The organism is Sphaerisporangium sp. NBC_01403, from assembly GCF_045040145.1.
Lineage (GTDB): Bacteria > Actinomycetota > Actinomycetes > Streptosporangiales > Streptosporangiaceae > Sphaerisporangium > Sphaerisporangium viridialbum.
Genome location: NZ_CP109534.1, coordinates 1369671 through 1393912 on the forward strand (window position 1 = coordinate 1369671; position 24242 = coordinate 1393912).

General features: G+C 71.5%; 18 protein-coding genes. 13 read left to right on the top strand and 5 right to left on the bottom strand.

Translation table 11 applies throughout. The features are described from left to right. The first annotated feature begins 75 nt into the window (after positions 1–75). From OG589_RS05865 to OG589_RS05880, 4 genes are all read left to right on the top strand, one after another. Positions 76–1203: an exonuclease SbcCD subunit D gene (locus OG589_RS05865; RefSeq protein ID WP_405146877.1), complete on the top strand. Its 1128-nt coding sequence runs from the start codon at positions 76–78 to the stop codon at positions 1201–1203. Positions 1204–1256: 53 nt separating this feature from the next. After that, complete coding sequence (locus OG589_RS05870; RefSeq protein ID WP_405146879.1) at positions 1257–5438, top strand: AAA family ATPase; 4182 nt, start codon at positions 1257–1259, stop codon at positions 5436–5438. A 121-nt stretch (positions 5439–5559) separates the two neighbouring features. After that, a complete protein-coding gene (locus tag OG589_RS05875) occupies positions 5560–6063 on the top strand; it encodes a fibronectin type III domain-containing protein (RefSeq protein WP_405146881.1) in 504 nt (167 codons plus the stop codon). Between the two features lie 15 nt (positions 6064–6078). Continuing rightward, positions 6079–8643 carry an AAA family ATPase gene (locus tag OG589_RS05880; RefSeq protein ID WP_405146882.1) on the top strand — a complete coding sequence of 855 codons (2565 nt, stop codon included), beginning with the start codon at positions 6079–6081 and terminating at the stop codon, positions 8641–8643. A gap of 57 nt (positions 8644–8700) precedes the next feature. On the opposite strand, the gene OG589_RS05885 is transcribed toward OG589_RS05880, so the two are convergent. Then, the gene (locus OG589_RS05885) at positions 8701–9378 is read right to left on the bottom strand and encodes a M50 family metallopeptidase (protein WP_405151967.1); all 678 of its coding nucleotides are present in this window, start codon (positions 9376–9378) and stop codon (positions 8701–8703) included. Positions 9379–9582: 204 nt separating this feature from the next. On the opposite strand from OG589_RS05885, the gene OG589_RS05890 reads away from it, so the two are divergent. The 5 genes from OG589_RS05890 to OG589_RS05910 all read left to right on the top strand — a co-directional run bounded on the left by OG589_RS05890 (position 9583) and on the right by OG589_RS05910 (position 12803). After that, positions 9583–10026, top strand: coding sequence for a hypothetical protein (locus tag OG589_RS05890; protein ID WP_405146884.1), 444 nt, complete (start codon positions 9583–9585; stop codon positions 10024–10026). A gap of 6 nt (positions 10027–10032) precedes the next feature. Next, positions 10033–10464 (top strand): amidohydrolase family protein, encoded by a 432-nt coding sequence (locus OG589_RS05895; protein WP_405151968.1) that lies wholly within the window; start codon positions 10033–10035, stop codon positions 10462–10464. Positions 10465–10521: 57 nt separating this feature from the next. Then, positions 10522–10992, top strand: a complete 471-nt coding sequence (locus tag OG589_RS05900; protein WP_405146885.1) for a nuclear transport factor 2 family protein — start codon at positions 10522–10524, stop codon at positions 10990–10992. 67 nt (positions 10993–11059) lie between these two features. Next, positions 11060–12205, top strand: a complete 1146-nt coding sequence (locus OG589_RS05905; RefSeq protein ID WP_405146887.1) for a magnesium and cobalt transport protein CorA — start codon at positions 11060–11062, stop codon at positions 12203–12205. 28 nt (positions 12206–12233) lie between these two features. After that, positions 12234–12803 (top strand): TIGR03086 family metal-binding protein, encoded by a 570-nt coding sequence (locus tag OG589_RS05910; RefSeq protein ID WP_405146889.1) that lies wholly within the window; start codon positions 12234–12236, stop codon positions 12801–12803. 90 nt (positions 12804–12893) lie between these two features. On the opposite strand, the gene OG589_RS05915 is transcribed toward OG589_RS05910, so the two are convergent. Next, a complete protein-coding gene (locus tag OG589_RS05915) occupies positions 12894–15107 on the bottom strand; it encodes a thiamine pyrophosphate-dependent enzyme (protein ID WP_405146891.1) in 2214 nt (737 codons plus the stop codon). Between the two features lie 205 nt (positions 15108–15312). On the opposite strand from OG589_RS05915, the gene OG589_RS05920 reads away from it, so the two are divergent. Further along, positions 15313–16689 carry a hypothetical protein gene (locus OG589_RS05920; RefSeq protein WP_405146892.1) on the top strand — a complete coding sequence of 459 codons (1377 nt, stop codon included), beginning with the start codon at positions 15313–15315 and terminating at the stop codon, positions 16687–16689. A 195-nt stretch (positions 16690–16884) separates the two neighbouring features. Here the strand turns inward: OG589_RS05920 and OG589_RS05925 are convergent, their stop codons facing one another. The 3 genes from OG589_RS05925 to OG589_RS05935 form a co-directional block, all read right to left on the bottom strand. Next, entirely contained in the window at positions 16885–17757 is an 873-nt protein-coding gene (locus OG589_RS05925; protein ID WP_405146894.1) for an ABC transporter permease, read from the bottom strand. A 3-nt stretch (positions 17758–17760) separates the two neighbouring features. Next, the gene (locus OG589_RS05930; protein ID WP_405146896.1) at positions 17761–18744 is read right to left on the bottom strand and encodes an ATP-binding cassette domain-containing protein; all 984 of its coding nucleotides are present in this window, start codon (positions 18742–18744) and stop codon (positions 17761–17763) included. A gap of 178 nt (positions 18745–18922) precedes the next feature. Further along, on the bottom strand, positions 18923–19519 hold the full coding sequence (locus OG589_RS05935) for a TetR/AcrR family transcriptional regulator (protein ID WP_405146897.1): 597 nt from the start codon (positions 19517–19519) through the stop codon (positions 18923–18925). An 85-nt stretch (positions 19520–19604) separates the two neighbouring features. On the opposite strand from OG589_RS05935, the gene OG589_RS05940 reads away from it, so the two are divergent. Genes OG589_RS05940 through OG589_RS05950 form a run of 3 tightly spaced genes read left to right on the top strand, consistent with a single transcriptional unit; the run spans position 19605 to position 24240 of the window. Further along, positions 19605–21185, top strand: coding sequence for a carboxyl transferase domain-containing protein (locus tag OG589_RS05940; protein ID WP_405146899.1), 1581 nt, complete (start codon positions 19605–19607; stop codon positions 21183–21185). A gap of 2 nt (positions 21186–21187) precedes the next feature. Beyond that, positions 21188–23215: an acetyl/propionyl/methylcrotonyl-CoA carboxylase subunit alpha gene (locus tag OG589_RS05945; RefSeq protein WP_405146901.1), complete on the top strand. Its 2028-nt coding sequence runs from the start codon at positions 21188–21190 to the stop codon at positions 23213–23215. Next, positions 23212–24240, top strand: coding sequence for a hydroxymethylglutaryl-CoA lyase (locus OG589_RS05950; protein WP_405146903.1), 1029 nt, complete (start codon positions 23212–23214; stop codon positions 24238–24240). Before OG589_RS05945 ends, OG589_RS05950 begins: the two co-directional genes overlap by 4 nt. Positions 24241–24242 lie beyond the last annotated feature (2 nt).

Genomic DNA, 24242 nt, shown 5'->3' on the forward strand with positions numbered 1-24242 from the left:
GGTTAAGTCACGCGGGGGGAACGATGGTGCGGCTGGTACCTCATTTGTCAGTGGGACCTGTTAGCTTCCTGCGACATGCGTGTGCTGCACACCTCCGACTGGCACCTGGGCCGGGCCTTCCACCGTGAGAGCCTGATCGACGCCCAGGGCGCCTTCGTCGACCACATCGTGGAGACGATCCGCTCGGAGGGCGTCGACGTGGTGGTCGTCGCCGGTGACGTCTACGATCGCGCCCTTCCCTCGGTCGATGCGGTGGCGCTGTGCAACGAGACGCTGCGGCGGCTGGTCGCCGAGGGGGTCCGCACGGTGATGATCAGCGGCAACCACGACTCCGCCCGCAGGCTCGGCTTTGGCGCCGACCTGATCGACGCGGCGGGGGTGCACCTGCGCACCGACCCCGTCCGCGTGGGCGAGCCGGTCGTGATCGGCGACGTCGCCTTCTATGGCATTCCCTATCTTGAGCCGGAGGTCGTCCGCGCCCCCTGGCAGCTCGCGGAGCGCAGCCACACGGCGGCGATCGAGCACGCCATGACCCTCATCCGCGGCGACCTGGCCACTCGGGGCACGAGGTCGGTCGTGCTGGCCCACGCGTTCGTCACCGGCGGCGCGAGCAGCGACAGCGAGCGCGACATCAGCGTGGGCGGCGTCGCGCACGTGCCGGTCAGCGCCTTCGAGGGCGCCGACTACGTCGCCCTAGGCCACCTGCACGGCCGCCAGCGCATGAGCGAGTCCGTGCGCTACTCCGGCTCGCCGATCGCCTACTCGTTCTCCGAGGAGCGGCACGTCAAGGGGTCCTGGCTGGTCGACATCGGCCCGCACGGGTTCACCGGCGCCGAGTTCGTGCCCGCCCCCGTGCCACGTCCGATCGCCCGGGTCAGCGGGCACCTGGCCGACCTTCTGGCGTCGGCCGAGTGGACCCGGTTCGAGGATCACTGGCTCCAGGTGACGCTCACCGATCCAGTACGGCCCAAGGGCGCCATGGAGCGGCTGCGTCAGCGCTTCCCGCACACGCTCGCCCTCGCCTTCGAGCCGGAGGGCGCCGCGCCGGCCGCGGCCAGGGCTCCCCGGCTCGCGGGCCGCCCGGAGATCGACGTCGTGCTCGACTTCGTCCGCGAGGTGCGCGGCGAGCCTGCCGACGACGACGAGAGGCGGCTCCTGCAGGAGGCTGTCCAGGCGTGCCGGGCGAAGGAGGCTCTGGTCTGAATGGCGTGCCAGGCTGGTGGTCGTGATCTTGTGACGCGTGGAGGGCGCCTGAGATGAGGCTGCACCGGTTGCGGCTGACCGCGTTCGGCTCCTTCCCCGGAGACGAGGAGATCGACTTCGACGCGCTCGGCGAGGCGGGGCTGTTCCTGGTCCACGGCCCGACGGGGGCCGGGAAGACCACCGTGCTCGACGCCGTGTGCTATGCCCTGTACGGCCAGGTGCCGGGCCAGCGCAACAGCGCCCGCCGCCTGCGCTGCGACCACGCCCCTGCCGACCGCGGTCCGAAGGTCGTGCTGGAGGTCACCGTGCGCGGCCGGCGGCTGCGCCTCACCCGTTCGCCCGTCTGGCAGCGGCCCAAGCTCAGGGGCGAGGGGCTGATCGAGGAGAAGGCCAAGGTCCTGCTGGAGGAGCTGCGTCCATCCGGCGAGTGGATGTTCCTGTCCAGCCGCGCCGACGAGACCGGAGAGCTGGTGGGCGGGCTGCTCGGCATGAACGCCGACCAGTTCTGCCAGGTGGCGATGCTTCCCCAGGGCGACTTCGCCCGTTTCCTACGGGCCGACGGCGACGACCGCCGCAAGCTCCTGGAGAAGCTCTTCTCGGTCAAGATCTTCAGCGAGGTCGAGCACTGGCTGGCCGACCACCGCACCCGCACCGGTCAGGAGCGGCAGGAGCTGCGCCAGCGGGTCGACTCCGTCATCGACCACATGCGCGGCGCGGCGGGCCCGGCCCTCCTTTCTGCCCTCACCGCCCCGGGCTCACAGCCCGACATCGACATATCTTCCGACCTTCAGTCGCAGGGCCGTCCTGAGGCGTACACCGGTCCTGAACCGCAGGCCGAGCCGCTCGAATGGGCGAGGGCTCTGCTCTTCGTGGCGCGGGAGTCGCTCGCCGGGCGGGCGGAGGCGCGGGAGGTGAGCGAGGCGGCGCTGAGATCGGCCAGGGTCGAGCTCGAAAGTTCCCGCGAGCTGGTCCAGCGGCAGCGCGGCCACGCCGAGGCGGTCGCCCGCCGCGACGAGCTCGACAGGACCGCCGACGAGCGGTCCGACCTGGAGACCATCCTCGCGGAGGCGGTCCGCGCCGACCGGGTGCTGCCGCTCGTCCAGCAGGCCGAGCAGCGAGCGGAGGCCGCCGCCAAGGCCGAGCGACTCGCCGCCGACGCCATGGCCCGCGCCCTGCCCCTCCTACCCCACTCACCCGGCGGCACCGCACGATCAGAGGTGGGCTCCGAGCCGGTCTGGTCGCTGGGGGCCCGTGGAGTGGAGGGGATGGGGCCCGAGCGGCTGGCGGAGCTCGAACGCGGCCGCCGTGACGAGATCGCCCGGCTGGAGCAGCTCCGTCCCGAGGAGGTACGGCTGGCGGGGGTCCGCGAGGAGCTCGCGCTGGCCGGGAAGCGCCTGGTGGCGCTCGCGGAGCAGGAGGCCGAGACGGCCGGGCGGCTGGCCGTGCTGCCGGAGCTCCGCCGTGAGACGGGCGAGGCCCTCACTCGCGCACGCCTCGCCGCCTCCGGCCTTCCTCCCGCCCGCGCCGCCGTGGAGAGCGCCGTTCGCGACCTCGACGCCGTCCGGCGCCGCGACGCGCTCGCGGGTGAGCTGGCCGCCACCTGGCGCGACCTGCTCCAAGCCCTCCGTGACCTGCCCGCCCCTCTGATCGCCGTCCTCCCGGGCACCGATGTCCTCCCGGGCACCGACGTCCTGCCGGGCACCGACGTCCTGCCGGGCACCGATGTCCTGCCGGGGGCCGGGGTCAAGGAGGCCGCGAGGCAGGTGGGCGAGCGGCTCGGCGCGATCGAGCGTGCCCACCGCGACGAGCTGGCCGGGCTGGAGCTTCGCCGGGCCGACGAGGAGCGGTTCGCCGAGATCATCGAGAAGCTCGCCGACCTGGACGACGAGCTCGCCGGGCTGGCCGACCGGGAGGCCGCCCTCGCTGGCGCCCAGGCCGAGCTGCCCGGGCGTCTGGAGGAGATCGACGCGCGGCTGGCGGCGGTGAGGGCCGAGATGGCCCGCATCCCGGCGGCGGAGGCCGCCTGTCAGGCGGCCGATGCCCTCTTGGAGCAGGCCGGGCGCCGAGACTCGCTGGCGGCGGAGCTGGAGGCGGCCGAGGGCGAGCGGCGGCTGGCCACCGACGAGGCGCAGGAGCTGCGCGACCGTCTCCAGTCGATCAGGCAGTCTCGCATCGACGGCATGGCGGCCGAGCTGGCCCGAGGGCTCGTCCCCGGGGAGGCGTGCGTCGTATGCGGCTCGGCCGACCATCCGGCGCCCGCGTCCCCCGCCGAGGCGACCCCCACGGTCGACGACGAGCAGGCCGCCCAGGCGCTGTCCGACGCGGCGCAGGAGGCCCGTCAGGCGGCCGAGGGCAGGGTCGCCGTGCTCTCCTCCCAGCTCGACGAGGCGACCGCCCGGGCCGAGGGGCTCTCACCGGAGGCGGCGCTGGCCGCGCGTGAGGAGGCGGTGGCCGAGCTGACCCGTCTCGGCACGCTGGCGGAGCAGGAGCCCGGCCTCGCGGCAGAGGCGGAGCGCGTCCAGCACGAGCTGGACACCGCGCGCACCCGGGCTCAGGAGCTCGACCTGCTCGTGGCGGGGCACCGCGCCCACCAGTCAGGGCTTCGTGAGGAGCTCGGCCGCCTCACGGCCGTACTTGACGCGGCCCGCGACGGCGACGAGAGCGTGGCAGCCCGGCGCGACCGCGTGGACGGGCAGGCGCGGCTGCTCGTCGTCGCCATCCGGGCGGCCACCCGCGTCGGCGAGGCCGCGGCGACGTACGAAGAGGCACGAGCGGCCGTACGGCGCGGCGTCCCGCGGCCGACCCGGCACCCCATCCCGCAAGACGCCGACACTCCAACCGTGCGGAACACAGCCGAAGACGCGGCGAGTCGATCTTGGTCGTCCGAGTCGCAGGCCGAGACAGCGGGCGGGATCTGGTCATCCGAGCCAGGGCCGGAGGGCGCCGGAGGGTTCGAGGAGCCGGGGGTTGGGGAGGCGGAGCGGGGGCTGGCGGCGGCGGAGGCGGCGCTGGCGGGGTTGCGCGAGGTCGCCGGGGGCGAGACCGCGCTCGCGGAGGCCGTGCGGCGCATCGAGGAGGAGCTCGCCGAGCTGACCGAGCGTGCCACGCGCATCGGCCTGGAGACCGCCGCCGAGCGTGCCAGGGAGAAGGGCCTCGCCGCCGACGCCGAGCGGCTCGCCGTACGGCTGGACGCCGCCAGGGGCGAGGACGCCACGCTCGCCGCGCGCCTGGAACGGCTGACCGACCAGGCCGAACTGCTACGGGACGCGGCGGAGGCCGGGTGGCTGGCCCGCTCGGCCGGCACGGAGCGGGACACCGCGCACACCAGGGCAGAGAGCGCGGCGACCGACGCGGGGTTCCCGAGCGTCGCGGACGCCAGGGCGGCCACGAGGTCGGCCGCGGCCCGCGAGTCCATGGCCGAGCGGCTGCGCGAGCTCGACGCCGAGCGCGCGGCCGTGACCAAGCTGCTGGCCGATCCGGAGCTGGTCGCGGCGGCCGCCATGCCCGCTCCCGACCTCGCCGCGCTGGCCGAGGCGTTCGACAGGGCCGAGCGGGAGCACGGCACGCACGCCTCAGCCCGCGACCAGGCCGTCGCCCGGCACGACCAGCTCGCCGGGCTCGCCGAGACCCTCGAACGCGCTCTGGCCGAGTGGCGGCCCGCCGAGGAGCGCCATCGCCTCGCGAAGCGGCTCGCGGAGCTGGCCGTCGGCACCTCTCCCGACAACACGCTCGACATGCGCCTGTCGTCGTACGTGCTCGGAGAGCGGTTGCGGCAGGTCGTGGACGCCGCCAACCAGCGGCTCGACCATATGTCCGGTGGTCGCTACCTCCTGCTGTACGACGTGCGCAAGTCCGCCGCCGACCGCAGGCGGTCCGGGGGCGGACTGGGTCTTCGCGTTCTCGACGGCTGGACCGGGTCCGACCGCGATCCCGCCACCTTGTCCGGCGGTGAGGCCTTCATGACGTCCCTGGCCCTCGCGCTCGCGCTCGCCGACGTGGTGACCGCCGAGGCCGGTGGGGTCGAGCTCGGCACGCTCTTCATCGACGAGGGGTTCGGCACGCTCGATGAGGAGAGCCTCGACGGCGTTCTGGACATCCTCGACGAGCTGAGGGACGGCGGCCGGGCCGTCGGCATCGTCAGCCACGTCGGCGAGCTGCGCACGCGGGTCCCTGCCCAGCTCAAGGTGGTCAAGAACCGCTTCGGCTCCAGCCTTTCCGTGGCCGTCCCCGGGTAGGCGCGTTGGGCGGGCGACGAATGGACGGATGGACGGATGGGCTCAACGGATCCATCTCAGCGCGAGATGCGGAGCGCTAGGGTGATCCACCGGGATCAGGGGCAAAGGGGAGAGTCGCGGGGTGAAGATCCCAATGCCGCGTGGTGACCGGCTCACGGCGATGGTGGCGACGGGCGTCGTCGCCGTGCTCGGCGTCGTGGCGGTCGTCGTCGGCGTTGACACCTCGTTCAGCGTCGAGGGGCTGAAGAACAACCAGAGGTACGACTTCGTGCTCAAGGCGAAGAACGCCGCGGGCGAGGGGCAGAGCACGGCGTCGGCCACGGCCGACCTCGCCTACCCGCGGCAGGCGTACCAGAACGCCAACAACAACCAGACCGACACGATCATCAGACCCGGCACCACCAAGACCGGGGAGGTCGGGAGGATTCCGAAGGGACAGTACCGGTCCATCACCGTGATCTGCCAGCTCAAGGGGGACTCGGTCACCGAGTCGGAGTCGGGCGATACCAGTGCCGTCTGGGACCGGATCGAGTGGAACGGCGGGGTCGGCTATCTGAGCGACACGCTGATGAAGACTCCGCGTGGCGGCTTCCCCGCCGCGCCGTTGTTCCAATGCGACGACTGATCAGGGGGCCATGTCGTGAAGAACAGTCCGCACCAAAACCATTCACAGCACAGCACCGCCCAGCACGGAAGCGCCCACCTGGGCACCGTGCCGCACGGCACTACCGCCCAGCTCGGCAGCGTGCGGTACGACAGCGGTCAGCCGCCGCTCGGGAGTCAGAAGTACGACGACCCCCGGCCCGCTGACCAGCCGTACACCGGCAAGCGGTACGGGGACACGCGGCAGTCGGGTGCCGAGCAGAACTCCGGTCACGGCGGCTCGCAGTACGGGGGTACGGAGCACGGCCGGCCTTACGTCCCCGAGTACACCGGGCCTTCGTACAGCTCCCCGGAGCAACCGGGCGCGGAGGCCGGCGCACCGGCCTACGGGGGCGGTCCGTACGGCACCGGCCAGTACAAGCCCGCGGAGCAGGACGGCTCAGAACCCGGCGGCCCGGCTCATGGGACCGGGCAGTATAAACCGGTGGAGCGATCGGGCACGGCGGATGCTGCCAGTGGGGGGTACGGCGGGGCGTCATACAGCACAGGGGAGTACAAACCGGCGGAACCGAACGGCTCGGAAGCCGGTGACACGGAGTCCGGCAGAGAACTCCCGGCCGGAAAGCGCAGCCCCGCGGAGCAATCCGGCACGGAGATCACCAGCCCCGGGTACGGCGGGGGTCCGTACGGCACCGGGCAGTACAAGCCCGCCGATCAGAACGGCTCGGAGGCCGGCGCCGGTGGGTATGGCGGCGGGCCACATGCGAGCGGGCAGTACAAGCCCGCGGACCAGCCGGGTGCGGAAGCCGGCGGTGCGGGGTACGGCGGGATCTCGTATGGAACGGGCCAGTACCAGCCTGGGGGGCCGGTCAGCGCGGACGCCGGTGATGCCGGCTACAGCGGTGCGCCGTACGGCACGGGGCAGTACACCCCGGCGGTCGGGCAAGGCACGGAGCCCAATGGCTCGCCGTACAGCACCGGACAGAACAGATCCGCGGACCAGAACGGCGCCGTGTCCGGTCTGGGGTACGGCGGGGGTCCGTACGGCACCGGGCAGTACAAACCCGCGGACCCGAACGGTGTGGATGCCGCGGGTTCCGCGTACGGGGCGAGCGGGCAGAACGGCGCGGATGCCGCGGGTTCCGCATACGGGGCTGCGGGCCAGGGCGGTGCGAATGCCGCCGGTTCCGGGTATGGCGACGGCCGGTACGTGGCTGGGCAGGAGTCGAACGGGGACGCGCGGTATGGCTCCGGGCCGGAGCTGGGCGGCGCGGATACGGCGGGTTCTGGGTACGGGGCGAGCGGACAGAATGGTGTGAATGCCGCCGGTTCTGTGTACGGGGATCGGCGGGAGCAGGATGGTGGGGGGACCGGTGGTTCGGCGTACGGCACCGGTCAGTACGGCGTTCCTCAGTACGGCGTTCCTCAATACGGTGCGGGTGACTTCGCGGGCGCGGGTGCCGGTACAGCGACGGGCTTGAGTGCGGGTGCCGGCGCAGGGACGGGCCCGGGTGCGGGTGCCGGTGCGGGGACGGGCCTGGGTGCGGGGGCGAGCTCAGGTGCGGGGACGGGCTTGGGTGCGGGTGCGGGGGTGGCGGGGCAATCGGCCGCCGGCCGGGTGGCCGCGGCTCATGGGGACGTGGCGGCGCTCGCGGTGCAGTTCCAGCAGCGCTTCCATGCCCTGGCGGGCAACATCGAGCAGGTGATCCGCGGCAAGCGAGAGACCATCGAGCTCGCTCTGATCACGCTGTTCTCCGAAGGGCATCTGCTCATCGAGGACGTGCCGGGCACGGGCAAGACGACGCTGGCCCGGAGCCTGGCGGCCAGCATCGAGGCCGAGCTGCGCAGGATTCAGTTCACGCCTGACCTGCTTCCCTCCGACATCACCGGTGTCTCGATCTTCAACCAGGCGAACCAGAAGTTCGAGTTCCACCAGGGGCCGGTGTTCGCCCACATCGTGCTCGCCGACGAGATCAACCGTGCCTCGCCCAAGACCCAGGCCGCGCTGCTGGAGGTCATGGAGGAGCGGCGCGTCACCGTCGACGCCGAGCCTCATCCGGTGCCCCGGCCCTTCATGGTCGTGGCCACCCAGAACCCGGTGGACATGGACGGCACCTATCCTCTGCCGGAGGCGCAGCTCGACCGTTTCTTGATGTGCGTGTCCGTCGGGTATCCCGACCACGCGTCGGAGCTCGAAATGCTCAAGGGGATGCCCACCGGCCCGCAGGTGGAGCGCCTGCCCCTGATCGCGCGTGCCGCCGACGTCGCCGGGATGATCGACTTCGCCACCCGCATCCACGTCGCCGACTCGATCTACGAGTACCTGGTCGCCGTGGTCAGTGCCACGAGGCGGTCGCCCGAGGTGCGGCTGGGCGCGAGTCCCCGGGCCAGCCTGGCACTGCTCCGCGCGTGCAGGGTCAAGGCGGCGGCGGCCGGGCGGCACTTCGTGATCCCCGAGGACATCAAGGCGCTCGCCGCTCCCGTGCTCGCCCACCGGCTCATCCTCACCCCCGAGGCGGAGCTGCGCGACCGCACCGCCACGGCCGTCATCGCCGAGACGCTGATGGCGACCCCCGGCCCCCAGACGCTCGCCGCGGTCTGACACCGCACGCACGCGCGTCCGTCCCCCCGGAGGACCTCATCCCGGCGGTGCGCGGTGTCACAGGGGGTTCAGGCGGTTCAGCAGGTCGGTCGGGGTGAGGAGGTAGGCGCCGACGATCAGCGCCGCAGCGGAGATCAGCAGGAACAGGAAGACGAAGAACCCGCCGGGAAACGGGGTGAGCCGGGCGAGTTGGTCGGCGTCGGAGTCCGGTGCCCTGCCGTGCCGCCGCTTGCTCCGCAGCTCGAGAATCGGCCGGATGCCCCCGATGAGGAGGAACCAGGCGGCCAGCTGCGCGCCGACGGACTGCACGTCGGCCGGGGCGAACCAGGACAGCGCGAACACCGCGCCGCCGATGGTGAGCAGCGCCACCACGCCGAACACGTTGCGGATCATCAGCAGCATGCAGGCGAGCAGGACCAGGACCGTCCACAGGAGGATCGTGATGTATCCGGCGGCGGTCAGCCAGGCGGCGCCCAGCCCGAGCAGCGAGGGCGCGACGTACCCGGCTCCGGCGGTGAAGATCATGCCGGGGCCCGTCGGCCGTCCCCGGGTCAGGGTGACGCCGGAGGTGTCGGAGTGGAGACGGATGCCCTGGAGCTTGCGCCGGGTGAGCAGGGCCACGAGCGCGTGGCCTCCCTCGTGCGCGACCGTGATCAGGCCTCTGGAGATGTGCCAGGAGGTGGGGTAGACGACCACGCCCAGGGCCACGAACGCGGCCAGAGCCGTGATCCACATGGGCGGGCCGGGCTGCACGGCGGTCAGCCGCGCCCAGAAACCGCTGAGAGTCTGCAGGGTCCACCTCCACTGGAAAAGCTATGTCCGCACGGCCGAGGACGCGCGGACATAGCGTCGCATGGTCAGCCGCCCAAGGTCTTCCCCGTACCACTAGAACAACCTTCGTGAAGGCGCGTGCGACAGCGGTCGGGTACGGTGCCGAGGGTGTTGGACGCGGATGTGCCCGGGTGGTGGGGCGGGCTGGGGTTGCCCGGTCTGGCCGACGTGCACGTCCATTTTCTGCCTGAGCGCATGGAGCGGCGCGTCTGGCACCACTTCGAGCATGGTGGCCCGCTGGTCGGGGAGGGCTGGGACATCCACTACCGCGTCCCGCCGGAGGAACGCGTGGCCCGCCTGCGCGCCCTCGGTGTGCGCCGCTTCACCGCCCTCGCGTACGCCCACCGGCCCGGCATGGCGTCCAGCCTCAACGAGTGGACGCTGGACTTCGCCCGTAGAACCCCCGGTTGCGTCCCCACGGCGACGTTCTTCCCCGAGCCCGGCGTCCTCGGCTACGTACGGCTGGCGGTGGACGCCGGCGCGCGGGTGTTCAAGGTGCACCTGCAGGTGGGGGCGTTCGACCCGCGCGACACGGAGCTCGACGACGTGTAGGGGCTGCTGGCCGAGGCCGGGATCCCGGTGGTCGTGCACGCCTCCTCGATGCCGGTGCCGGGCAGGTGCACCGGCCCCGGCCCGATCGCCGGCGTCCTCGCGGCCCATCCGGCGCTGGCCGTGGTGGTGGCCCATCTCGGCATGCCGGAGTACGACGAGTTCCTCGGCCTCGCCGCGCGCTACCGGAACGTGCGGCTCGACACGACGATGGCGTTCACGGACTTCGCCGAGGCCACGGCGCCCTTTCCCGCACGGCTGAGGCCGCCGCTCCGCGATCTCGGGCTCGCGGGAAAGGTCGTGCTCGGCTCCGATCTGCCCACCATCCCCTATCCTTACGCCCACCAGTTGCACTCACTGGAAAGGCTGGATCTCGGGGACGAGTGGCTTCGCGCGGTTTGCTGGCACAATGGGATCCAGGTTCTCGGAGAACCCCTCTAAGCTGGGTGAATGCCAAACTCCCGTACACCGGCGTCACGGGGCGACGAGCATCGAAAAGTGATTCGCAAGTTCTACGACGCCTTCGCGAACCGTGACATCGACGCCATGGGCCGGTGTTACCACCCGGACGTCAGCTTCGGCGACCCCGTCTTCCTCGAACTGGAAGGCCGTGACCGGGTCATGGGCATGTGGCGCATGCTCATAGAGCGCAATCGCGGCACCGAGGTCTCCGCCCGCGACATCGAGGCCGACAACTATTCGGGCACGGCCCACTGGACGGCGAAGTACGTCTTCTCGCAGACCGGCAGGCGCGTGGTCAACGAGATCGACGCCCAGTTCCGCTTCGAGGAGGGGCTGATCGTGCGTCACCACGACCAGTTCGACTTCCGCCACTGGAGCAGGATGGCGCTCGGCCTGCCCACGGGGGTGCTGCTCGGCTGGACGCCGATGCTGCGCCGCAAGGTACGGGACCGGGCACGCGGCCAGCTGGACGAGTACCTGCGGAGCGATACGCCTATATCAGGCTAGGGTCTGACACGGGCGGAACGCACCGGAGCCGGGCTCGCCGTCCCCACAGTCCCCAGGGAGGTGTGCCGTGCCGGAGCGTCGTGTGCGAGGGCTGAGAGACCTGATGCGAGTGCAGACCCGTGGTGCCGATCACGAGGTGGCGCCCGAGCACTCCATGGATCCCCGCTCCAAGGAGATCGACGCCCCGGCACAGCAGAGCGTCATCGACAACGCCGTGTACGTGGACGGCCGGCGCGCCGACACCCCGCCGTCGCTGGCCGAGGCGGTGGCGGCCCTGCGCATGCGGCCGGGGAGCATGGCGTGGATCGGCCTCTACCGCCCGTCGGACGGCGAGATCCTCAAGGTCGCCGAGGAGTTCGGCCTGCACGAGCTGGCCGTCGAGGACGCCATCGTCGCCCACCAGCGTCCGAAGGCCGACCGGTACGGCGACACGCTCTTCCTGGTCCTGCGCGCCGCCCAATATCTGGACTCGCCGGAGAAGGTGGAGTTCGGCGAGCTCCACGTCTTCGTCGGGCCGGACTTCGTGCTGACCGTCCGCCACAGCGAGGCCCCCGACCTCAGCAAGGTCCGCCGCCGCATGGAGAACGACCCCCACCTGCTGCGGCAGGGCCCGCAGGCCGTCCTCTACGCGATCCTGGACGCGGTCGTCGACGGGTATGCGCCGGTCGTCGCGGGCCTGCAGAAGGACATCGACGAGATCGAGGTCCAGGTCTTCGGCGGCGACCCCGCGGCGCCGAGGCGCATCTACGCCCTGTCGCGCGAGGTGATCGAGTTCCAGCGGGCCACCCGGCCGCTGCTCGACATGCTCACCGGCCTGATCGCCGGTTCCCCGAAGTACGGCGTCGACGAGGAGCTGCAGCGTTACCTGCGCGACGTGGCCGACCACGCGATCACGGTCGTGGAGCGGGTGGACAACTTCCGCCAGATGCTCCAGGACATCCTCATCGTCAACTCGACCCTGGTCAGCCAGGCGCAGAACGAGGAGATGAAGAACGTCACCCAGGCGAGCTACGCCCAGAGCGAGGAGGTCAAGAAGATCTCCTCCTGGGCGGCCATCCTCTTCGCCCCCACCCTCGTCGGCACGATCTACGGCATGAACTTCACCCACATGCCCGAGCTCGCCTGGGTCTACGGCTACCCCTTCGCCGTCGCGCTGATGGGGGCGGTGTGCGGCACCCTCTACCTGGTCTTCAAACGCCGCAATTGGCTGTGAAATCCGACATTTCGGGTAGGTCCGGCGTATGGAGGATCGTGTGCTGGAACTGCACGCCATCGCGATGGACGAGTTCGGTCTGCGGGTGGCGATGATCAATGACGACGCCTGGAACTCCCCGACGCCCTGTTCCGAGTGGACCGTCCGCGACCTGGTGAACCACCTCGTGGTCGAGCAGCTCTGGGTGCCGCCGCTGCTCGCGGGCAAGACTGTGGCCGACGTGGGCGACCGGTTCGACGGCGACCAGCTCGGCGAGGACCCCGTGGGCCGGTGGACGGACGCCAGCGTCGCGGCGCAGCGCGCGCTGGCCGAGCCGGGAGCGCTCGACCGGGAGGTCCACCTCTCCTACGGGACGGTGGACGCCCGGCGCTACTGCATGGAGATGGCCAGCGACCTCGCCGTCCACGCCTGGGACCTCGCCCGCGGCCTCGGGGTCGACGACCGCGTGGACCCCGACCTCATGGCCGAGGTCTACCGCTACCTCTCCCCGATGGCCGGGGCGCTCGCGGGAAGCGGCATGTTCGGCGAGCCCGTCCCCGTGCCCGGCGACGCCGACGCGCAGGCCCGTACCCTCGCCCTGACCGGCCGCCGGCCCTGACGATCACACGCGGCTCGCCCTCGCCGCCGGGGCGGCGTTCACCTCGGTACGGATGCACCGGCTCGGGCCACGCTGTTCACCAGGGTCGGATCAGGCCAGTAGCTTGCGGGCGGCCTGTTCGATGTGGGCCTCCGACAGCAGCACGTGGGCGGCGGCGTCGCCGAGCGGGATGAAGCTGTCCATGGAGGTCACCCGGGCCACCGGCCCGGTGAACCCGCCGTCGGTGAGCGCCGCGAGCACCCCCTCCGACACCCCGCCGGAGCCGCGCGTCTCGTCGGCGATGAGCACCTTGCCGGTGAGGTCGGCGGCGCGCAGCAGGTCGTCCACGGGGAGCGGGGACAACCAGCGCAGGTCGAGCACGCGGCAGCCGTACCCCTCCGAGGTGAGCCGGATCGCGGCCCGCAGGCTCATGCGCACGCCGTTGCCGAACGTCACGATGGTCAGGTCGCGTCCGTCGCCGTAGGCGCGGCCGCTGCCGATGGGCACGTGGGTCTCCGCCCACCGCGAGGGCGGCGCGTACGCGGTTAGCCAGCCGTTGTCCCCCTCGTCCATCAGGTCGCGGGTGTTGTAGAGCGCGATCGGCTCCAGGAACACGCAGACGTCGCCGTCGGCCCTGGCGGCGGCGACGCAGGTGCGCAGCATCGCGGCGGCGTCGTCGGGCCTGGCGGGCGAGGCGACGACCAGTCCGGGGATGTCGCGCAGGGCGGCGACGGAGTTGTCGTTGTGGAAGTGCCCGCCGAAGCCCTTCTGATAGGCGTACGCGGCCACCCGCACGACCATGGGGTTCCGGTAGGCGCCCTGGGAGAAGAACCGCAGCGTCGCCGCCTCCCCGCGCAGCTGGTCGAGGGCGTTGTGCAGGTAGGCGAGGTACTGGATCTCGGGGATCGGCAGCAGGCCGGAGGTGCCCGAGCCGAGGGCCAGGCCGAGCACGGCCTGCTCGTCCAGGAGGGTGTCGAACACCCGGGCGGCGCCGAAGCGCTTCAGCAGCCCGCGCGTCACGCCGTACACCCCGCCCTTGCGGGCGACGTCCTCCCCGAAGAGCATGACCTCGGGGCAGGCGCCCATGATGTCGGCCAGCGTGCGGTTGATCGACTGCGCCAGGGTGAGCGGACCCTCGCGCTCGGGCGGGGTGTCGCCGAACAGCGCGGCACGGTCGCCCGCCTGGCGCGCGGCCTGCGCCGCGACCTGGGCGGGGCGGCGGGGGGCGAGCGGCGCCATGACCTCGTCCGCCGACCGCAGCCGTGGCCTGCGCGTGGACTCCAGCGCCAGCTTGAGCACGTGCTCGCGGATCGTCTCGTAGCGCCCGAGCAGCTCGTCGGGCACCGCCAGCCCGGCGTCCACCAGGAGCTTCGCCGTGGCGAGCAGGGGATCGCGCTCAAGGTCGGCGGCGATCTCACGCGGAGTGCGGTACGACGACTCGACGTCGGAGCCCGCGTGGCCCATCAGGCGGACCATGCGCAGGTGCAGGAACGCCGGTGACCTGCGGGTGCGCACGTGCTCGACCGCCTGGCACGTCACGTCGTACGTCTCGGCGAGGTCGCAGCCGTCGGCCTGGAAGCGCGGGATGAGAGGGTGGCCGGACGCCTCGACCCACCCGGGCGGGGTGCGCACGCTGATGCCGATGCCGTTGTCCTCGCAGACGAACAGGATCGGCAGCGGAAGCCCCTGGTAGGCGCAGTAGGCCGCGGTGTTGAAGCCGGTCAGGGCACTGGCGTGGTTGATCGAGGCGTCCCCGAAGCCGCACACCGCGATCGCCCCCGCCGGCCAGGCCGCGCCGGCGACGCCGAGCTTGCGCGCCCGTTCGATGGCGAAGGCCACACCCACGGCGCGCGGCAGGTGGCTGGCGATCGTGGAGGTCTGCGGGATGATCGCGAGGTCGGGATGGCCGAAGACCTTGTGACGCCCGCCGGCGATGGGCTCCTCGGCCGCGGCGGCGAGGCCGAGCAGCACGTCGCGCAGCCCTTCCTCGGCGAGCCGCCCGGCCTGCGCCGAGCGGGCGAGGTAGAAGGCGCCCGAGCGGTAGTGCAGGAGCGCGGGGTCGGTGACGCGGGTGACCGCGCCCACCGCGGCGTTGCCCTCGTGGCCGGCCGAGCCGATCGTGTAGAAGCCCTCGCCCTGCTCGCGCAGCCAGCGGGCGGCGATGTCGAGCAGCCGGCTGGCGAGCTGGACCTCGAAGAGCTCGCGACATCGGGCGCCCGTGAGCGTCGTGCCGGGCCGCACGGGCAGCCCGGGATCACGGCGGCTGCCCGGGGAGAGCGCGGCAACCGACTCGATGAAGTGCGTCTCAACTGCGTCGCGGCCCACAAGGCCGATTATGTCGCGATGAACCGGGTCGCGTCCCGAGGCTTGCCGGAACTGGCTCACTGTCCGAGTGGACCGCTCTATTTGACTGTGATTAATGACGGTTTGTCAGATGGCACAACCGTTTCCACAATGCGGCCGTCTACTACTAAGGAATGACGTGGCACCCTCAAAGCCGCGTTAAAGCAACGGGAAGAAGGGACAACCCGTGTTAAAACGCATCCGTGCCGTCGTCGTGGCGATGGCCATGGGCGCCGGAGCCCTCGCTCTGGTGACCCCATCGGCGTCGGCGTCGGCAGGGAGACTCGCGGCCCCCGACGTCTCCTCGGTGGAGGTGGGCCCCAGCCCGGTCGTCGTCGAGAGCAAGGACGGCAAGGCGGTCACCTTCAGCTTCCTGGTCGACGGCGCGACCAGCGGGGGCTTCACGCTGAAGCGTCCGAACGGCTCGACGCTCGACGTCGAGGCCAAGAAGGTCGACGAGGCCGGCGGCAAGCAGAAGTGGCAGGGCACCCGCACCTTCGGCCGCTCCGACGCCCCCGGCGAGTGGAAGGTCACCGCCAAGGCGACCAGCGTCGTCGGCACCGGGCAGGCGAGCAAGGACTTCCAGGTCAAGCAGGTCTGGGAGACCGACCTCGCCGGGTTCGGCGCCTCACCCGAGCCCGTCGACCAGGGCGACACGCTCACCCTCCAGGGCCGGCTGCTGCTCAACGGCACCGGCGGGTACGGGCCGTACAAGGGGCAGAAGGTCTACATCGCCTTCCGCGCCGAGGGCAGCGCCGGTTATGACCGGGTCGCCTACGACTACACCGACTGGAAGGGCCGGTTCTCGGCCGGCGTCAAGGCCGACCGCACGGGCTGGTGGCGGGCGGAGTACGACGGCTCGGCGGTCGCGCACAAGTCCACCAGCGACAGCGACCAGGTCGACGTGCGCCAGAAGTCCACCGGTAGCCGGATCACCGGGTTCGATGTGAACCCCGACCCCGCCGACCAGGGCGACAGGCTGTCCGCGCGCGGGCGTCTCGAACTGGACACCTCGCACGGCTGGGAGGGCTACCGGGGGCAGAAGGTCGACCTGCTGTTCAAGCCCGACGGTTCGCGCTCGTGGCAGGTCGTGGGGCACGACTGGACCGACCGTGGCGGCCGGTTCTCGATCGGCGCCCAGGCTGAGCGGTCCGGCTGGTTCCGGGCTGCGTTCGACGGCGCCCGGGGCGTGAAGGGCACGAGCAGCCGGTCCGTGTACGTCACGGTCAGCGAGCCGGAGCCGCCCGCCGACACCCGGATCATCAAGTTCAACGCGTACCCCGAGCCGGTGAAGTACGGCAAGTACGTCAAGAACAGGGGCACGCTGCAGATCTGGGACGGCGACCACTGGGTCGCCTACGACCACGTGAAGGTGGCCCTGTACTTCAAGCAGGCCGGCCACTCCAAGTGGGAGTACGTCAAGACGGTCAGCACCAACGGCTCCGGGAAGTTCTGGACCCAGGTCAAGGCCTGGAACTCCGGCTACTGGAAGATCCGCTTCAAGGGCAACGGCGAGGCCACGGCCTCGTCCAGCAGGAGCGACTACGTGAGGGTGAAGAAGTAGCGGCCCTCAGGCGACACGACGGCCCGGGAGCCCACGAGCCCCCGGGCCGTTCGCTTGCCCGTCAGTGATCTGGACCCAGACCAGAGTCCTGAGGAAAGACCGTGCCCCGGCCGGTAACCGGGTGAGTTGATCGCTGATGGGATGTCGTGCCCGCCCTGGCCTCCCCACGCGCGTGGGGGTGAGCCGCTCGGCCGGCTAGTCGGTGCGGCGGAACTGGGCGATGGCGATGCCGAGCAGGGCCAGTCCCATGAGGGCGACGATCCCGAGCTCGACCAGGACCGGGACGTGCCAGCCGAACCAGTGGACGCCGGGGTTGAGCGCGTCCACGACCCTCGGGTCCACGTCGAGGTGGCTGAAGACCGCGTGGCGCATCGGGTCGACGGCGTACGTCAGGGGGTTGATCTTCGTCAGGAAGGCCAGCCACCCGGGCAGGTTGGCCAGGGGGAACATCGCCCCCGAAAGGAAGATCATGGGCATGATCGCCATCTGCATGATCCCGAAAAAGGACTGCATGTTCTTCATGCGGGCGGCGAGGCTCACGCCGAAGGCGGTGATCGTGACCGACGCGAGGAACATCTCGCCGAGCAGGGTCAGGATCAGCGTCGGGGAGTAGGGCACGTGGACCAGCCCAGCGAGGGCCAGGATGATGATGCCCTGCACGGTCGCCACGATGCCGCCGCCCAGGCACTTGCCGATCACGATGGCGGCCCGGCTGACCGGGGCGACCAGCATCTCGCGCAGGAACCCGAACTCGCGGTCCCACACGATCGAGCCCGCCGAGAACATCGCCGTCGTGATCACCGTCATGGCGATCACACCGGGGTAGATGAAGGTGCGGAAGTCCACCCCTTGGCTCGGCCCCCGTGAGACCAGCGTGCTCAGGCCGGTGCCCATCACGAACAGCCACAGCACGGGCTGCACCAGCGTGGACACCATGCGCGTGCGGTCGTTGACGAACCGCAGCAGCTCACGGTGAAGAACGATCTTGATCGCCCGGATGTCGTGCCTGACGCTGCGCCCGGGTACGTGGACCCGGACGACTCCGGGCGCGGTGACGCCGGTTGCCATCGGTTACCTCCTCGCCATGGCGCGCATCCACCCCGACGCGCCGCTCTCGCCCTCGGCGTCGCGGATCGTGGAGCCGGTGTAGTTCATGAAGACGTCGTCGAGCGAGGGCCGCGACACGCTGACCGAGCGGATCGGCACCCCGAGTTCGGCGAACAGCCGGGGGACGAACTCCTCCCCGGAGGGGACGGCGAAGGTGACCACGCCCTCGCGGACGGCCGCGTCGAGGTCGAAACGCTCCTTGAGCGCGGCGATGGCGGTCTCGTCGTCACCGGTCTGGATCTGCACGCGGTCTTCGCCGATGCCGGCCTTCAGGGCCTCGGGGGAGTCGATGACCACGATCTCGCCATGATCGATGATGGCGATGCGGTCGCAGTACTCCGCCTCCTCCATGTAATGCGTGGTCATGAAGATGGTGATGTCCTCGGTGTGCCGCAGCTTATCGATATATCCCCAGATGGCCGATCGAGTCTGGGGATCCAGGCCTACCGTGGGCTCGTCCAGGAAAAGCACGCGCGGTGAGTGGAGCAGGCCCCGCGCGATCTCCAGCCGGCGTTTCATGCCGCCGGAGAATGTGTTGACCTTGGCGTCCTTGCGGTCCCAGAGCGCGACCATCTCCATGACCTGCCTGATCCGCTCGTTGACGACCTCCCTCTGCACCCCGTACAGCTCGGCGTGGAAGCGGAGGTTCTGCTCGGCCGACAGGTAGCCGTCCAGGGTCGGATCCTGGAACACCAGGCCGATGTTGCGCCGTACCTCGTCCCGCTGCTTGACCACGTCGTGCCCGGCCACCTCGGCCGAGCCGCCCGTCGGGCCCACGAGCGTGCAGAGCATGCTGATCGTGGTCGTCTTGCCCGCGCCGTTGGGCCCGAGGAAGCCGAAGACCTCGCCCGGCAGCACCTCGAAGTCGATGCCCTTGACGGCCTCGACGTTGCCATAACTCTTCTTCAGCCCCCGTACGGCGACGGCGGGCGCCTCACTTGTCGTCACTTCTCCCCTTCCTCCTGGTTCCCCGCACGCGTAGCTCCATCATCTCCTCGGGCACGCTTCGCCGGTACGCACGGTTGCTCTGAACTATCTAGATAGGTGAAAGATATATCGAGATAGTACGCAGAACAAGGCCTGTGTCCGGGCATGGGAAGGCCGAGTCCGGGCGAAGGCCCGCGAGTTAGCGTTCGTTAACGAGGCTGGCCAGGGCGACGCGGGCCATGCGGCGCAGGAGGTCGGACATGGCGTCGCGGGCCAGTTCGCCGGCGCTGTGCGGGGTGGAGTTCAGCAGCCCGAAGACCGCGTGGGTGGCGGCGCGCAGCACCGGCGGCCGTACCCCCGGGTACAGCTCGGTCAGGACGGTGACCCATTCCTCGACGTACAGCCGCTGGAGCCGCCTGATCTGCCGCCGGGCGGGTTCGGGCACGTTGCCCAGCTCACGGTCGTGCACGGTGATCAGCGCGGGATGGTCGAGCGCGAACTCGATCTGCCCGGTGATCAGCGCGTCGAGGGCCTCGCCGCCGTCCGCGGCCCGGGTGACCCGCTCGACCGCCGAGGTGCGCAGGCGCTCGCTGATGTCCAGCAGCATCTCCGACAGCAGGGAGTCCTTGCCGCTGAAGTGGCGGTAGAGCGCGGGCCCGGATATGCCGACCGCGCCGCCGATCTCCTCGATCGACACCCCGTGGAAGCCCTTGGCCGCGAACAGCGTGGCGGCGGCGTCCAGGATCTCCCTGCGGCGAGGACTCGGAACGCGGGTAGGACTCCGCACAACGGTCATGACCGGCAATGGTAGACGAATCCGTTAATGGTGACTAACATCCAGGGCGTTGTTAGCGAGCGTTAACCACTGGGAGGTGTGCGTCATGGGCCCTGTGCTCCGGACGGCGGCGAGCCCGGTCGGCGAGGAGTTCAAGCGCAACGCGGAGGTCAACGAGCGTCTAGCCGCCGACCTGCGCGAACGCCTGGCGGTCGCGGCCCTCGGCGGCCCCGAGCGGTCCCGTGCGCGGCACGTCGAGCGCGGCAAGCTCCTGCCCCGCGACCGCGTCGGCACGCTGCTCGACCCCGGTTCCCGCTTCCTGGAGCTCTCCCCGCTGGCCGCCATCGGGCTGTACGGCGACGAGGCCCCCGCCGCCGGGATCATCACCGGAGTCGGCCGGGTCAGCGGCAGGGAATGCGTGATCGTCGCCAACGACGCGACCGTGAAGGGCGGCACCTACTACCCGCTCACGGTCAAGAAGCACCTGCGCGCCCAGGAGGTCGCCCTCCACAACCACCTGCCGTGCGTCTACCTGGTCGACTCCGGCGGCGCGTTCCTGCCCCTGCAGGACGAGGTCTTCCCCGACCGGGAGCATTTCGGGCGCATCTTCTACAACCAGGCCACCATGTCGTCGCGCGGCATCCCGCAGATCGCAGCCGTGCTCGGCTCCTGCACGGCCGGAGGCGCGTACGTGCCCGCCATGAGCGACGAGGCGGTCATCGTGAGGAACCAGGGCACGATCTTCCTGGGCGGCCCGCCGCTGGTGAAGGCCGCGACCGGCGAGGAGGTCACGGCCGAGGAGCTCGGCGGCGGCGACGTGCACGCCCGCGTCAGCGGGGTCACCGACCACCTCGCCGACGACGACGCCCACGCCCTGTCCATGGTGCGCGACATCGTCTCGACGCTCGCGCCGAGACACCCCTCACCCTGGGAGCGCGCCCGTCCGGAGGAGCCGCTGCACGACCCCCGCGACCTGTACGGCATCGTGCCCGCCGACACCCGCACCCCGTACGACGTGCGCGAGGTCATCGGCCGCGTCGTCGACGGCAGCCGCTTCCTGGAGTTCAAGGCGGAGTACGGCCACACGCTGGTGACCGGCTTCGCCCACATCCACGGGCATCCGGTGGGGATCGTCGCCAACAACGGCATCCTGTTCAGCGAGTCCGCGCTGAAGGGCGCGCACTTCATCGAGCTGTGCGACCAGCGGAAGATCCCGCTGGTGTTCCTGCAGAACATCAGCGGGTTCATGGTGGGCCGCGCGTACGAGGCCGGGGGCATCGCCAAGCACGGCGCCAAGATGGTCACCGCCGTCTCCTGCGCCCGCGTGCCCAAGCTCACCGTGGTCGTCGGCGGATCGTTCGGGGCGGGCAACTACGCGATGGCCGGACGGGCGTACTCACCGCGCTTCCTGTGGATGTGGCCCAACGCCCGCATCTCGGTCATGGGCGGCGAGCAGGCCGCCAACGTCCTGGCCACCGTGCGTCCCGGCGGCGAGGACGACGCGGAGTTCAAGCGCGCGATCCGCGAGCGGTACGAGGAGCAGGGCAACCCGTACTACTCCACCGCGCGGCTGTGGGACGACGGCGTGATCGACCCCCTCGACACCCGCACTGTACTCGGGCTGGCCCTGTCCGCCGCGGCCAACGCCCCCCTCGACCCCATCGGCTACGGCGTCTTCCGGATGTGATCATGTTCGACACCGTTCTTGTCGCCAACCGGGGCGAGATCGCGCTCCGCGTCATCAGGACCCTGCGCCGGCTCGGCGTCCGGTCCGTCGCCGTGTACAGCGACGCGGACGCGGGCGCCCGGCACGTCCGCGAGGCCGACACGGCCGTACGGCTGGCCTCCGGCTACCTCGACATCGGCCAGGTGATCGCGGCCGCGAAGCTCAGCGGGGCCGGGGCCGTGCACCCCGGGTACGGGTTCCTGGCCGAGAACACCGCGTTCGCGCGGCGCTGCGCCGAGGAGGGCCTGGTCTTCGTCGGCCCGCCGCCCGAGGCCGTCGAGGAGATGGGCGACAAGATCCGCGCCAAGGCCACCGTGGCGGCGGCGGGCGTGCCCGTCGTCCCCGGCGGAGCGGAGCCCGCCGACGACCTCACCGAGGCGGCCGGCCGCATCGGCTACCCCGTGCTGATCAAGCCCTCGGCGGGCGGCGGCGGCAAGGGCATGCTGGTCGTGCGCTCGCCAGAGGAGATGCCCCAGGCCATCGAGTCGGCGCGCCGCACGGCCGCCGCCGCGTTCGGGGACGCCACGCTGCTGGTCGAGCGGTTCGTCGCCGACCCCCGGCACATCGAGATCCAGGTGCTGGCCGACGCCCACGGCAACGTCGTCCACCTCGGCGAGCGCGAGTGCAGCCTCCAGCGCCGCCACCAGAAGATCGTCGAGGAGGCGCCCTCGCCGCTGCTGGACGAGGACACGCGGCGGAGCATGGGCGCGGACGCGGTGCGGGCCGCCAGGTCCGTCGGGTACGTGGGCGCGGGCACCGTCGAGTTCATCGTCTCCGGCGAGCAGCCGGGGCACCCGGGCTACTTCATCGAGATGAACACCCGGCTCCAGGTCGAGCACCCGGTCACCGAGCTGGTCACCGGCCTCGACCTCGTGGAGCTCCAGCTCCGGGTCGCGGCGGGGGAGCCGCTGCCGCTGACGCAGGACGACGTACGGCTGAGCGGCCACGCCGTCGAGGCCCGCGTCTACGCCGAGGACCCCTCCCGGGACTTCCTGCCCACGGGCGGACGGGTGCTCGCGCTCGCGGAGCCGGAGGGCGACGGAGTCCGGATGGACTCGGGGCTCCAGGCGGGCACGGTCGTCGGCAGCGACTACGACCCGATGCTGTCCAAGGTGATCGCATGGGGCCCGGACAGGGAGACCGCGCTGCGGCGGCTGGACGCGGCGCTGCGGGCGACGACCGTCCTCGGCGTGACGACCAACATCGCGTTCCTGCGGGCGCTGCTCGCCGACCAGGACGTGGCGGCGGGGAACCTCGGCACCGGCCTGATCGACCGGCGCCTTCCCGCGCTGCTCGCCGCCGCCTACGGTCCGGGAGCCCTGCCGGACGAGGTGCCGGCCGCGGCGGCGCTGGTCCTGCAGGACCGGCTCCTCTCGGCCGCCGGCGACGACCCGTGGGACGTGCCGGACGGGTGGCGGGTCGGCGAGCCCGCCTGGACCCCCTGGCTCCTGACGGCGCGGGGCGAGACCGCCGAGGTCGGCGTCCGCGGCCTTCCCCGGACGGGCGCCGAGGTGGCCGTGGGCGGCGCGCCTCCGGCCGAGGCCCGGCTCGCCCACGGGAAGGACGGCGAGATCTTCGTGACGCTGGGCGGCCTGACCTCCCGCTTCACCCACGCCATGGACGGCGGCACCGTCTGGCTCGGCAGGGACGGGCGGTCCTGGGCGATCACGCCGCACGAGCCAGGAGAACGCGGCGACCGCGCGGGAGCGGGCGGTGCGGGCGACGGGGTGGTCCGCAGTCCGATGCCCGGCACGGTGCTGCTGGTCAAGGTGGTCCCCGGCGAGCGGGTCACCGAGGGGCAGCCGCTGCTGATCGTCGAGGCGATGAAGATGGAGCACACCGTCACCGCCCCCTCGGACGGGGTCGTCGCGGAGCTTCCCGCGCGCGCCGGCCAGCCGGTCGACATGGACGCGGTGCTGGCCGTCGTCCGCGACGAGATCCCCGACACGGACACGGTGACGGACACGGACTCAGGGACGGGAGGGGCATGATGCGCATGCCGTTCGAGGCCCGGATGGACGGGCTGCCGGACCGGGTGACGATCTACGAGGTCGGGCCCAGGGACGGCCTGCAGAACGAGTCGGCGATCGTCCCCGTCGAGGTCAAGGCGCGGTTCGTCGCGCGGCTGGCCGAGGCGGGGCTGACCACCATCGAGGCGACCAGCTTCGTCCACCCGAAATGGGTGCCCCAGCTCGCGGACGCCGAGGAACTGCTGAGCCGCATGGAACGGGCGCCCGGGGTCCGCTACCCGGTGCTGGTCCCCAACGAGCGGGGCCTGGACCGGGCGCTCGACCTGGGCGTCACCGACATCGCGATCTTCGGCAGCGCCACCGAGACCTTCGCCAGGCGGAACCTGAACCGGAGCCTGGACGGCTCGATCGAGATGTTCACCCCGGTCGTCGGGCGGGCCCGCGAGAACGGGCTGGACGTCCGGGCGTACCTGTCGATGTGCTTCGGCGACCCCTGGGAGGGCCCGGTGCCGATCGCCCAGGTCGTCAGGCAGGGCAAGCGGCTGCTCGACCTCGGCTGCTCGCGGTTGTCCCTCGGCGACACCATCGGCGTCGGCACGCCCGGTCACGTCACCGCCCTGCTGGACGCCTTCGCGCGGGCCGGCGTGGGGCCCGAGCGGCTCGCCGTGCACTTCCACGACACCTACGGCCAGGCACTTGCCAACACCCTCAGCGCCCTGCGGGCCGGGGTGACGGTCGTGGACGCCTCGACCGGAGGGATCGGCGGCTGCCCGTACGCCAAGAGCGCCACGGGCAACCTCGCCACCGAGGACCTGGTCTGGATGCTCTCCGGGCTCGGCGTCGAGACGGGCGTCGACCTCGGATCCCTGGTCGCGACCAGCGTCTGGCTGGCGGGGGAGCTGGGCCGTCCGAGCCCCTCCCGCGTCGTCCAGGCCCTGGCCAAGGAGGACCCGGCCGAAGAAGCACCGGCCGGTGAACGCCCGGCGGGCCGATCCCCGTCGGGCGAAGCCCAGGCCGACGAAGCCCCGGCCCGAGTAGAGGAGTGAAG